Source organism: Streptomyces sp. V4I8, from assembly GCF_041261225.1.
Lineage (GTDB): Bacteria > Actinomycetota > Actinomycetes > Streptomycetales > Streptomycetaceae > Streptomyces.
Map to the genome: position 1 here is coordinate 1,209,692 of NZ_JBGCCN010000001.1, position 12,392 is coordinate 1,222,083.

Below are 12,392 nucleotides of genomic sequence, written 5' to 3' on the forward strand. Positions count from 1 at the left end.
AGGTGCCCTTATGACCAGCGCGAGTCACCGCGGTGCACGTGCCCCCGATGCGACCGGCGAAACGCCGGATCGGGGCACGTCAGCGGTCGCGCATGCGGGGGTCGGGCATGCGGGGGTCTTCCAGGATCTGCTTCCGCTCGCGCTGTGGGTGGTCGACGCCGACGGGCGCCTGGTGCAGTGGTCGCTCGCCGCGCAGGACCTGCTCGGTCACACGCCGGAGCAGATGGTGGGCCAGGACGCCCGGAGCGTCCTGGTGCCCGAGGAGCACCGGGAGCTGGCCGACCGGCTGGGCCGGACGGTGCAGACGGGTGCGGCGGTGGTCGCACGGCTGCCGGTCCGGCATCGCGACGGGACCGTGGTCGACATGGAGATGTGGCACTGTCCGATCGCGGACGCCCGGGGGCGTACGGGTGTGCTGGCCATCGCGGCGGAGACCTCCGCCGTGGAGCGGATGCGGGACGCGCTGGCCGCGCTGGAGGGGCTTTTCACCCAGTCCCCGATCGGCCTGGCCATGCTCGGTCCCGACCTGCGTTTCCTCCGGGTCAACGAGGCCCTGTCCCGGATCGACGGCGTGCCCGTGGCCGAGCACGTCGGGAAACGCGTGACCGAGATCGCCCCCGGCGCCGCCGCGCTGGAGTCGGTGATGCGACAGGTCCTGGACCGGGGTGAGCCGGTGGTCGACTTCCGCTACACCTCCGGCGTCTCGGACCCGCAACGGACCCGGACCTGGTCCTGCTCCTACGCCCCCCTGCTCGGCGGGACCGGCCAACGGGTGGGCGTGATCGCGTCACTGATCGACGTCACGGAGGGGCAGCGGGCCCATCTGGAGGCGGAGCGGGCGCGGCGGCGTCTCGCGCTGCTGGCGGAGGCGGGCACCCAGATGGGTTCCACCCTGGATCTGACGCAGACGGCGCGGGAGGTGGTCCGCGTCCTGGTGCCCCGGCTGGCCGACTCCGCCGACGTGCAGTTGCTGGAGGAGGCGATGGCCCCGGACGAGACCGCCGCGTCGGCGCACGGGGTGGTCCGCCGCGTCGCGGCGACATTCACGGATCCGGCAGCGCCGGCCGACCTCCTCGCGGTCGGCATGACCCTGCAGATCCCGCCCGGCTCGATGTACGAGCGGCTCATCAGTGCCGGACGTCCCATGAACCTCTACCTGAGAGACATCGGCCCGCTGATCACCACCCCTGCCGCCGGCCGGCTGCACGAGTACTTGCGCGCCCGCGTGGGGTCGGCGCGCCTGATCCCGCTGGTTGCGCGGGGCACCGTGCTCGGCGCGGTCACGGTCACCCGGACTCGCGATCGAGAGCCGTTCGACGACCAGGACACGCTGCTGATCGACGAGCTGGTCGCCCGGGCGGCGCTGAACATCGACAACGCGCGCATGTACGGCCGGGAACGCGATGCCGCGCTCACCCTCCAGCGCAGCCTGATGAACCCCGTCCTGCCCACCGTGAGCGGGCTGGAGCTCACCGGCCGCTATCTGCCCGCGGGCGATCACGAGGTCGGCGGCGACTGGTTCGACGCCATCGCCCTGTCGGGCGACCGGACCGCCCTGGTGATCGGGGACGTGATGGGGCACGGCATCCACGCGGCGGCGGTCATGGGGCAGCTGCGCACCGCGGTACGGACCCTGGCGCGCCGGGACACCGCGCCCGACGAGGTGCTGCGCGCCCTGGACGCCGCCGTGGCGGACCTGGGCGACAACGAGATGGCCACCTGCCTGTACGCCGTACAGGATCCGGCCGCCGGCCACTGTCTGATCGCCAGGGCGGGCCATCCGCCTCCCGTCATCGCCGACGAGCGGGGAACGGTCGCCTTTCTGGATGGACCCGCGGGCCCGCCCCTGGGCGTGGGCGGGCCCGACTGCGAGGTCCAGCGGGTGGTCCTGCCACCGCACAGCCTGTTCGTGACCTACACCGACGGTCTGATCGAGACCCGGGGCACGGACCTCGACCAGGGCATGCGCCGTCTGGCCCAAGCGCTGCGGCAGCCCGGGCGTCCGCTGGACCGGATCTGCGACGACCTCCTGGCCCACGTCATGCCCGATGTCGCGGACGACGACGTGGCGGTGCTCCTCGCCCGGACACTGCCCCGGTGAACCGGTACGTCCACGGACCGTCGCCGGACGCACTCGACGTCACGTGCCTCTTGCGGACGTCACGGGAATCACTCGACCAGGTCGTTCGGGCCGCGACGACGAAGCGCGCTGTGCCCGCCCGGCCGATACTGGGAGTGAGTCACTGCAAGGGCGAGACATGCGGAACGCGGGAGCGCCCCGGGGTGCCGCACGTCGAGCCCCGCGATCGGCGCGAGATGGGTGGGCGATGCGCGACACATCCCCGAAGACACTCAGCGAGAGCCCGGAGGATCCGTTCTCGATCCACCGATCCGCGTCGGCCGTGCTGGACGACAGCGGAAGGGTCGTCGCCTGGAGCGAACAGGCCACCACGCTCCTCGGGCACCGGCCCGGGGATGTGCTGGGCCGGCCGATACGCGAGGTCCTCGTCGACAGCGGGGACAAGGGGCTGATCGCCGAGGCGACCGCAACCTGCCGACGGGAGGGCGGCTGGATCGGTCTGCTGCCCGTCCTGCACCGTGCGGGGCACCGCGTGTTCGTGGGGTTCAGGGCCCGGCGGGTGCAGCGGCTGGACTCCACCGTGGAGTGGCTCCTCGTCGGCGCGCTCGCCGAGGACATCACCCAGTGGGAGATCGACCGGGCCGTGCTCGACGGCCTCTTCCTGCGGTCCCCGGTGGGTGTCGTGGTGCTCGGCCCGGACCTGCGCATCCTGCGGGTGAACCAGGCGATCGCGCGGTTCGGCGGACTGCCGCCCGAGGCTTACCGCGGGCGTCGCGCCGGTGAGTTCCTGTTCGGTCCCGACGCGGATCTGGCGGAGGCGAAGCTCCGGTCGGTTCTCGAAACAGGCCGTCCCGTGATCTTCGCCGAGCAGCAGAGCCGGCTGCTGCACGACCTCCACAGGGAACTGGTCATCTCCATCTCCGCCTTCCGCATGCAGGACCCGTCCGGCAGGGTGCTGGGCGTCACGGAGATCGTCGAGGACGTCACCGACCGCCATCGGGCCCGTCGGCGCCTCGCGCTGCTCAACGAGGCGGGCGCCCGGATCGGGAGCACCCTGGACGTGGCCAGGACGGCGCGCGAGCTGGCCGAGGCGGCGGTTCCCGCGCTCGCCGACGCCCTCTCGGTGGACCTGCTGGAACCCGTGCCGCGGGGGGAGGAGCCGGCCCCCGACGCCAGGGGCCCCCTGCGCAGGATGGCGGTGCGCAGCATCCGGCCCGAGGCGCTGACGGTGATGCATCCCGAGGGCCATCTGTTCTTCTTCCCCGATGAGACCGCGCCGACCCGCTGCCTGGCCGAGCGGCGTCCCGTCCTCGATCCCCTTCTGAAGGACACCCGCGGATGGTTCATCACCGAGCCGGACCGGGCCGAGAAGGCGCTCGCGATCGGGGTCCACTCCCTGATGGCGGTGCCGCTGGCCGCGCGCGGTGTCGTCCTCGGCCTGGTCTGCCTGTGGCGCTCGCAGCGGCCGGAGCCGTTCGAGGAGGACGACCTCACGCTGGCGGAGGAGTTCGCCGCGAGGGCAGCCGTATGCATCGACAACGCCCGCCGCTACACCCAGCAGCACAACGCCGCGGAGGCCCTCCAGCGCAGCCTGCTGCCGAGCGAGGTGCCCGAGCATCCGGCGGTCGAGACGGCGCACCGCTACCTGCCCGCGCACGCCTCCACGGGTGTGGGCGGCGACTGGTTCGACGTCATCCCCCTGTCGGGGCTGCGTGTCGCGCTGGTCGTAGGCGACGTGGTCGGCCACGGCATGCACGCCTCGGCGACCATGGGCCGGCTGCGCGCCGCCGTGCACACGCTGGCCCACCTCGACCTGGCTCCGGACGAAGTCCTCTCCCGGCTCGACGACCTGGTGGACCAGTTGGCCACCGAACAGCGGCAGGCCGACGAGAACATCCCCCAGATCGTGGGCGCGACCTGCCTGTACACGATCTACGATCCGGTCTCGCGGCACTGTGCCATGGCTCGCGCGGGCCACCCGCCGCCGACCGTGCTGGGCCCGGACGGCCGGGTCCGCCCGATCGACCTCCCCGCCGGACCGCCGCTCGGCGTGGGCGGGCTGCCGTTCGAGACGGCCGAGCTGGAACTGGACGAGGGCAGCCTGATCGCCCTGTACAGCGACGGCCTCCTCCTCGCCGACCGCCGTGACGTCGACCAGGGGCTTTCCCTTCTGCGCTCCACGCTGGCCGGCCCGTCCCCTTCGCTGGAGGACACCTGCAAGGCGGTGGAGGACGCGATGATGCCCGAACGGCCTGCCGATGACGTCACGCTGCTGCTGGGACGGACCCGGGTGCTGGCGGCGGAGAACGTGGCCACCTGGCAGCTGCCGGCCGAGCCCACCGCGGCCGGCCGGGCCCGGACACTCGTGACGGACCGGCTGACCGAGTGGGGGCTGGACGAGCTCGCCTTCACCACCGAACTGATCGTGAGCGAACTGGTCACGAACGCCTACCGGTACGCCGGCGGCCCGGTGCTGCTGCGGCTGATCCGGGACGGCCAGCTCATCTGCGAGGTCTCCGACACCAGCAGCACCTCTCCCCATCTGCGCCAGGCGCGCGGCACCGACGAGGGCGGCCGGGGCCTGTTCCTGGTGGCCCAGCTGTCCGAGCGATGGGGCACGCGCTACGGCCGCAACCGCAAGACCATCTGGGCCGAGCAACCGCTGTCCGCGCAACAGGGGGAGCCAGGCGCCTGACCGCCCGCGACCGAGGTGCGAGCATCGGCCGCTCATCCGTCCGGGGCTCGCTCGATGTGGAAGGCGTCGAGGGTGCGGGTCAGCCGCAGCAGCGGGGTCACCGCGGGCGTGGGTGCGCGCAGGCGTAGTTCGGCGTGCTTGCTCCGGGCCGCCCGCGCGGTGGCGAGCAGGGCGCTGAGCCCGGCGCAGTCGCAGAAGCTGAGGTTCGAGAGGTCGACAGTGATGTGTTCGTACGGGCCGACGGCCTGCAGCAGCACCCCGCGTGCCTCCGGGGCGGTGGCGATGTCGAGTTCGCCGGCCATGGTCACCCGGCAGTGGCGGGGGCCGCGGGCCTGGAGGGTGACGCGGAACGGCTGAACCGGCTGGTGCTCCCGGGGGCACTGGGCCTGCTGACGGGGCATGCCGAGGGAGCGGGCGCTGCGCTGCGTGCGGCTGGTCATGGCGCCTCCTTGCGGTGCGATCAGCTCTGAGGGCGGCACTCCGGCGGTACCGGTGTGGATGCAGCAGCCCAACTGTGCGTGGCCCAAGGTCCCGGGCACGTGAGGCGGCGGGCCCCTTCAGCGCCTGGAAAGGGTGCGGCGCCTTCCTGCCGCGGGCGCCTTCGGGCGACTAGGCGGGGCGGGCGGGGCCGTTCAGGAGGGGAACGGTGCTCTTCCGGGCCGCGGCAGCAGGTGCTCGGCACCGCGGGCCCGCCTGCGATTCGCGGATGAATCTCCCAGCCCGGCTGTCCCGGGAACATGAGGCATACGACTCAGTTGCGCCCCCTTGCCCGTCCCGCTGTGCGCCGTCCGGTTGAAATCGGCACCCCGTCAGGGAAGCCCCCGGTGCGTCACGGAAGGCTCGCATCCGTGAGCCTTCTGCCCGCCCGCGCCGGGAAGGTGATGATGACCCGTTCGACCGTGCGCCCACGCGCGCGTGCGGCCTGGTGCCTGTGCAGGGTGCCGACCGCCGTCGCAGCCGTCCTGTCCCTGGTGACCGCACTTCTCCTCGCCGGCGCGACACCCGCCGCCGCCCTGACCAAGCCGGTCGTCAACGGGCCCGTGTTCAACGACCCGCTGGGCACGTCGGCGCAGCGGAAGGCCATCTTCACGCAGCTCGTCCGGCTGATCGAGGGGACGCCCGCCGGCGCGACGATCCGCGGCTCGATCTACGAGTTCGCCGACCAGGAGGTCGCCGACGCGCTGCTCGCCGCCCACCGGCGCGGTGTCAACGTGAGGATCATCGTCGACGACTCCACCTATGTGGACAGCGCCGGTGGCCCCGAGTACACCAACGTGCCCTACCGGACCCTCAGGGCCGGGCTGGGAACCGATGACGCCGCCCGCTCGTGGATCGTCGTCTGCGACGACAGGTTCGAGGACGCCGACGGCGTGGACGACGTCCAACGCGGCTGCCTGGCCGTGACCCCGCCCCGACCGGCGTACCACCACAACAAGTTCTTCACCTTCTCCAGGATCGGGCCCTTCGACGACGGCACCAGCTACACGAGGGTCGTCTTCCAGACGTCGTCCAACCTCACCGACTGGTACAAGGTCGAGTCCTTCAACGACGCCGTCACCTTCACGGACAGCACCGTGTACAACGCCTACGCCTCGTACCACGAGCAGCTCCGCCGGGGGCGCACCCTGGCCCGCGGCAACAACAACGCCTACTTCTCCACCCCGACCGGCTCGACGTACCGCGGCTACTTCTTCCCCCGCGGTGACCCGTCGTACAACAACCCGGCCACGGACACCGTCGTCAACGCGTTGAACGAGGTCAGCTGCGCCTACACCGGCACGGACGGGCTCCGGCACCAGACCGACATCCGCGTCGTGACGCACAGCTTCCTCGGTTCGCGGCGCCAGGTGGCCGACAAGCTGGCCCAACTGCGCGGCAGGGGCTGCTGGATCGACGTCATCTACACCGAGAGCGACAGCGCGATCACCAGCCGGCTCGACGCCGCCGGCATCCAGCACCGCGGATGCAGCATTCCCCACGGCCCCGGAATCGACGTCCGTCCGCACAACAAGCAGATCCTGCTGGACGGCGACTACAACGGCGACACCACCCCGCGCGTCTACACGGGCAGTGCCAACCTGACCGGGTCGTCGCTGCGTTCGGCCGACGAGGCGCTGGTGCGGATCACCAGCGCCTCGTACCACTCGAGATACCTGAGCACCTTCTACCGGATCCGCTCCGCCTGCGGCGGTTGAGGGCATGAAGGGAACGGGCGGTCCCGAGGACGCCTACTGCTGGTCGTTCGGCTCCAGACGCCGGAAGCGACTGCCGTGGAAGACGAGCGGGGACGTGGCCGGATCGGTGCGCAGGCGGTGTATCTCCAGAAGGGCGATCGTGTGGTCGCCGCCGGGCAGTTCGGTGGAGAGGGAGCACTCGAACCAGGCCGCCGCCCCGTCGACGAACACCGCACCGTCGGGGGTGGCCCGCCAGTGCACGCCGGCGAACCGGTCCCGGTCCTTGTCGGCCAGGCGGCGACATGCCGCGTCCTGGTCCTCGGCCAGCACGCTCAGCCCCAGCCGCTTGAGGTCACGCAGCCGCGGCCAGGTCGACGACGACTCCTGGATGCACACCGACAGCAGGGGCGGCGTGAGGGAGACGGAGGTGAAGGAGCTGACCGCCATGCCGACCGGCTCGCCGCCCACCAGGGCGCAGACGGCCGTCACGCCGCTGGGGAAGCAGCCGAAGGCCTGCCGCAGCGTACGGCCGTCCAACGCGGCGGTGTCGAAGTCGACCGGCTGCGTCATCGTGTTTCCTCTCGACGTGTTTCCTCTCGACCGACCTGTGTACGCGTCCCCACGGTGCGGACGGCGGCCGCGACCGCCGTCCACCGCGGCCCTCGCCGTCACCGTCCCGTGGCGAGCTGGATCACCTCCGGGCCGTCGGGTGAGAGGCGGGTGCGGATCTCCGCCTTGTGCGGGTCGCCCTCCAGGATGGCGGCCATCATGCTGGGACCACCGTTCGGGGAGAACCGCACCGCTTCCGCGCGGTAGAGCGTCCGCAGCCGGCTGAGCTCCAGACCGGCGATCTCGACCAGCCGCGGCACGAGTTCGGCTTCCGTCCGGTCCATCGGCTCGCCCTCGCCGTCGAGCAGTGAGCGCACCGTGTCCGCCTGGGAGGCGAGCTGCGGCTGCTCGGCCTCCAGATAGGCCTCCAGGCGCTGCCCCTTGTCGGTGAACGGCGAGTGGAGCATGCAGACCAGCTGCTCCTCCGTCAGCCCGTACGCCTCCTCGGCGAAGCCGCCCGCCACCGCGCGCATCCGGGCCGCCGCGTCCGGGCCTCGATAGCGCCGGCGCATCACCTCGATCAGGTTCTCCGGGAACTCCTTGACCCGCATGAGCGACAACGCGAAGTCCACGTACTCGGCAAGGCCCTCGGCGTACTCACGGCCGTGTACGCGCTCGGACTTGAGGGCCCGCAGATGCGCCATGATCGTCGGGTTGCCGCAGTCGGACTCGGTGAAGCTGAAGGCGACCTCGTCGAATTCGAACCGCAGCAGATCGGTGAGCAGCGCCCAGTGCTCCCCCGACGAATAGCGGGTGTCGTCGAAGATGGAGAAGAACCGGATGTCCTCGGAGACGTCGCTCGTCACGGCCCGTTCGCTGATCTCGGCGTTCGCCTCGGGGCCGTAGACCTCCGCGAAGTACGCCGACGCGATCATGTCGGTGTCCTGGAGGAAGCCGCGGAAGCCGGCCCCGGTCCGGCGCCGCTGGTGCGGGTTCACCTTCCGGCTGAGGCGGCGGATCCACCAGCTGTAGGCGCGCTGTTCCTCCGGTGAGTCCCCGGTGATGATCACGTCGACGCCGGCGCCGTGTGCCGCGGCGGCGCCGAACGAGTTGACCATGCTGAGGTTGCAGGCGTTGCAGAAGGTGGGCCGGGCCTCGCCGAACGTGCGGTGCCCGGTCATCAGCAGGTCGAGCCGGTTGCGGTCGACGATCTGCGCCGGCAGCGGCTCGTCGTGCGCGAAGTGCTTCACCGCCGGGCCGTCGATCAGCAGCATCTCGCAGTCCGGGTCGCCGGTCATGCCGAGCGCGGTGTAGGCGCGGTCGATGTTGTCCATGACGGCCTGCGGCATGCCGGCGTGCCGGTTGGTGGCCGAGCGCAGTTTGAACGTGGTGCCCAGCCGGTCGAACAGACAGAGCTGGACCGCCCGGACGAACGCCAGCGTGTACGAACTGTCCTTGCCGCCGCCGTACGCCACCATCACGACGTTGTCGGCGACCTGTTGCCGCGGCAGCGCCTCCTGCAGCCGGGTGGCGCACTTCTCCACACCGGCCACATCGCTCTCGGACAGCGTCGACCGCAGTGCGGCCAGCACCTCCGACCGGAGTTCGGTCCCCCTCGGTTCAACGGACATTGCGACTCCTCCTCTTCGCCAGTACAAGTCGGGCCTCCTGCCTGGAGCGCCCGAGCCCGGCGATCCCCGTGGCCGGCTCCCCGGGTCCGGGGCCACCGGCGAAGAACTCCGCCATGGCCCGGACCGTGGGGTGCCGGAAAAGCTCCGTAACGCCGACGTCCTTGTCGAACGCGCCGCGCAGCAGTTCGCGCAGCCGGATCAGCAGCAGTGAATTGCCGCCTGCTTCAAAGAAGTTTGTGGTGGCGCCGACCGGCCGGCCCAGGACCTGCTGCCAGGCGTCGGCCACCAGCTGCTCCGCGGCCCCGGCCGGCGGCTCGACGGCCTCCGGCGCGGCGTCCGGCTCTTCGGCCGGGCCGCTGAACATCCCCAGCACCTGCTTGCGGTCCAGCTTGCCGCTGACCAGCAGCGGCAGGGACGGTACGACCTTGATGACGGACGGCACCATGTAGCCGGGCAGGCGCTCCTGGAGCGCGGTGCGCAGTTCCTCCGCGGCCACCGTGGCGCCGTTCGCCGGGGAGAGCGCCGCCACCAGTCGGTCGCCGCCCTCCCGCACGACCGCCGCGCAGACCTCGCCCACGCCGGGCTGGGCCAGCAGGGCCGCCTCCACCTCACCGAGCTCGATCCGGGCGCCGCGCAACTTCACCTGGTGGTCGGCCCGTCCGACGAACAGGATGCGCCCGTCGGGGCCGTGCTTTACCAGGTCACCGGTGGCGTACAGCCGCTCCCCGCCCTTGGTGGAGAACGGGTCCGGGACGAAGCGCTCGGCGGTCAGGTCGGGGCGGTTGAGGTAGCCGCGACTGACACCCGCGCCGCCGAAGTGGAGCTCGCCGACGACGCCGGGCGGCACCGGTCGCATCCGGGAGTCGAGGACGTACGCCGTGGTGTTGTGCATCGGCCTGCCGAGCGGGATCGGCTCGCCGGGGCGTACGACGTTGTAGAGCGAGAACGTGGTGGTCTCGGTCGGCGCGCACATGTTGTAGACGACCTCGACGCCCGGGAGCGCGTACAGGTCGCGCAGCACCGACGGCGGCAGCACCTCGCCGTTGGAGAACACGGTGCGTGCCGTCTCGGGCAGTCCGCCGATCTTGAGCAGTTCGGCCCAGATGGACGGCACGGCCGTGATCACGGTCGCGTCCTCGACGCCCGGTGTACGGGCCAGGGCCAGCGCGTCCTCGGCCACGACGACCCGGCCGCCGCAGCCGAGGGCCGTGAAGATCTCCCACATGCAGACGTCGAAGGCGAGCGCGCTGATCATCGGCACCACCTGCCACAGCTCGGTGCCGAGCTCGCGGTGCGCCCAGGTGATGATGTTGATCAGGTTGCGGTGTTCGAGGACGACGCCCTTCGGGCCGCCCGTGGATCCCGAAGTGAACAGGATGTAGGCGGCGTTCGCCGACACCACCGGGGAGGCGACGGGTCCGTCGGGCATGTCGGCGACCAGCCAGTCGCGGTCCTGCCGGTCCAGCCCGACCACGCGTGCGCCGAGCCCGTCGAACAGGGCGGTGCTGTCGGGGTCGGCGAGCACCAGCGCCACCTCGGCGTCCGTCACCAGGGTGCGCAGCCGCAGCGCCGGCAGGGCCGCGTCCAGGGGGACGTACACCCCACCGGCCTTGAAGATGCCCAGCATCACGGCGAGCAGTTCCAGGGAGCGCGGCAGATACACGCCGACCCGCACTTCGGGCCCGATGCCTCCGGCACGCAGGAAGTGGGCTACGCGGTTGGCCTCCCCGTCGAGTTCCCGGTAGGTCCAGGTCCGTTCGCCCGCCTGGACCGCGACGGCGTCCGGGGTGCGCTCCGCCTGCTGCTCGACCAGCTGGTGGATGCAAAGGTGGCCGGGGTAGTCGACGGCGGTGCGGTTCCACTCCTCGATCACCAACTGCCGTTCCCGCGCGCCCGCCTGGACGAGATGGGAGACCGTGGCCGAGGGGTCGTCGCCGATGCGCTCCAGCAGGATCTCCAGCCGGGCCAGCAGCCGGTCGATCGTCGCCGCGTCGAACAGGTCGGTGCGGTAGCCGAGTTCGGCCAGCAGCCCGTCGGTGGTCTCCCGGAGGGTGAACTCCAGTTCCACCTTGGCGGTCGCCAGACTCGCGTAGCCGCCGGAGAACGTCAGCCCGGCCGCGCGGGTCGGCGGCCGGAGCGGCTCGTATCCGAACAGCACCTGGTACAGCGGGTAGTAGCTGGGGTCGTGCGCGACGCCGAGCTCGCGCAGCACGGCCTCGAAGGACAGGTCCGGGTGGTCGTGCGCGTCCAGGACGTCGCCGCGCGTCCGCGCCAGGATCTCGGTGAACGGCCGGTCGGCGGCGAACTCGGTGCGCAGCACGACCGGCTTGGCCAGATAGCCGATCTGCCGCAGGCTGTCGACGGTGTCGCGGCCCGAGAGCGCGGTGCCCATGACGACGTCGGGGGCGCCGTGCTGGTGCAGCAGGGTGGCGCAGGCCGCCTGCAGGACCATGAACATGGTCGTGCCGGTCCGGCGCGCCACCTGTTCCAGCGACTCCATGACGGCCGCGGGGATCGACCGGGCGCGGCGCTCGGCCGTGTGCTCGGTCCGTGCCGGGCGGGGGCCCTTGATCGGCAGCTCCATGACGTCCGGGGCCCCGGTCAGCCGCTTCGTCCAGTACGCCAGCGACTCCGCGGCGTCCTCCTCCGCCGCGGCGGCCTGACGCACGCAGTGCGCGCGGTAGTCCGGCGGTGCGGGCAACGGGGAGGGACGGCCGTCGGTGAACGCCTCGTACAGGGCGGCCACTTCCTCCTGCAGTACACCGGCCGAGACACCGTCGAACACGCTGTGGTGCGTGTTGACGACCAGCTTGTGGGAGCCCTCGGCCAGGCGGAGCAGCACGGGTCGGAACATGTGCCCGGCCGCCAGGTCGAACGGCTCGCACGCGCTGTCGTCGGCCAGCCGGGCAGTCTCCCGGGCCCGCTCGTCGGCGGGCAGCCGGGAGAGGTCCACGACGGGCAGTCCCACCGGTTCCGGAGCGCCGACGACCTGCGCGAGCTCCCCGTCGACGGTACGGATCGCCGTACGCAGGGCGGGGTGCCGGGCGGCGATCTCGTCCAGGGCACGCTGTAGGACCGGGACGCTCAGCGGCCCTTCGATGTCGATGGTGAACGGCAGGTTGTAGAAGGGGTCCTGAGGGCGCATCTGGGCCAGCACCCACAGGCGGCGCTGGGTTGCGGAGACGGGAACTATCGCAGAGTCCATGGAAGGGAGGCCTTCGGTTCGTCGTGATGGTGCGGCCGTGATGGTGCGGCCTGGATGC

7 protein-coding genes are annotated in these 12,392 nt (G+C 71.7%); 3 read left to right on the forward strand and 4 right to left on the reverse strand.

The features are described 5' to 3' along the window. Positions 1-10 precede the first annotated feature (10 nt). Both ABIE67_RS05560 and ABIE67_RS05565 read left to right on the forward strand, forming a co-directional pair. The gene (locus ABIE67_RS05560) at positions 11-2,101 is read left to right on the forward strand and encodes a SpoIIE family protein phosphatase (protein ID WP_370254127.1); all 2,091 of its coding nucleotides are present in this window, start codon (positions 11-13) and stop codon (positions 2,099-2,101) included. Positions 2,102-2,327: 226 nt separating this feature from the next. Beyond that, on the forward strand, positions 2,328-4,775 hold the full coding sequence (locus ABIE67_RS05565) for a SpoIIE family protein phosphatase (protein WP_370254132.1): 2,448 nt from the start codon (positions 2,328-2,330) through the stop codon (positions 4,773-4,775). Positions 4,776-4,807: 32 nt separating this feature from the next. Here the strand turns inward: ABIE67_RS05565 and ABIE67_RS05570 are convergent, their stop codons facing one another. Further along, complete coding sequence (locus ABIE67_RS05570) at positions 4,808-5,215, reverse strand: STAS domain-containing protein (protein ID WP_370254134.1); 408 nt, start codon at positions 5,213-5,215, stop codon at positions 4,808-4,810. Between the two features lie 408 nt (positions 5,216-5,623). Between ABIE67_RS05570 and ABIE67_RS05575 the strand changes: the two genes are divergently transcribed. Continuing rightward, on the forward strand, positions 5,624-6,970 hold the full coding sequence (locus ABIE67_RS05575; protein ID WP_370254136.1) for a phosphatidylserine/phosphatidylglycerophosphate/cardiolipin synthase family protein: 1,347 nt from the start codon (positions 5,624-5,626) through the stop codon (positions 6,968-6,970). Positions 6,971-7,003: 33 nt separating this feature from the next. On the opposite strand, the gene ABIE67_RS05580 is transcribed toward ABIE67_RS05575, so the two are convergent. The 3 genes from ABIE67_RS05580 to ABIE67_RS05590 form a co-directional block, all read right to left on the reverse strand. Then, positions 7,004-7,519 (reverse strand): flavin reductase family protein, encoded by a 516-nt coding sequence (locus ABIE67_RS05580; RefSeq protein ID WP_370254139.1) that lies wholly within the window; start codon positions 7,517-7,519, stop codon positions 7,004-7,006. 98 nt (positions 7,520-7,617) lie between these two features. Then, the gene (locus tag ABIE67_RS05585; protein ID WP_370254144.1) at positions 7,618-9,129 is read right to left on the reverse strand and encodes a PqqD family protein; all 1,512 of its coding nucleotides are present in this window, start codon (positions 9,127-9,129) and stop codon (positions 7,618-7,620) included. Then, positions 9,119-12,334 carry an amino acid adenylation domain-containing protein gene (locus ABIE67_RS05590; RefSeq protein ID WP_370254148.1) on the reverse strand — a complete coding sequence of 1,072 codons (3,216 nt, stop codon included), beginning with the start codon at positions 12,332-12,334 and terminating at the stop codon, positions 9,119-9,121. Before ABIE67_RS05590 ends, ABIE67_RS05585 begins: the two co-directional genes overlap by 11 nt. Between the last annotated feature and the right edge of the window lie 58 nt (positions 12,335-12,392).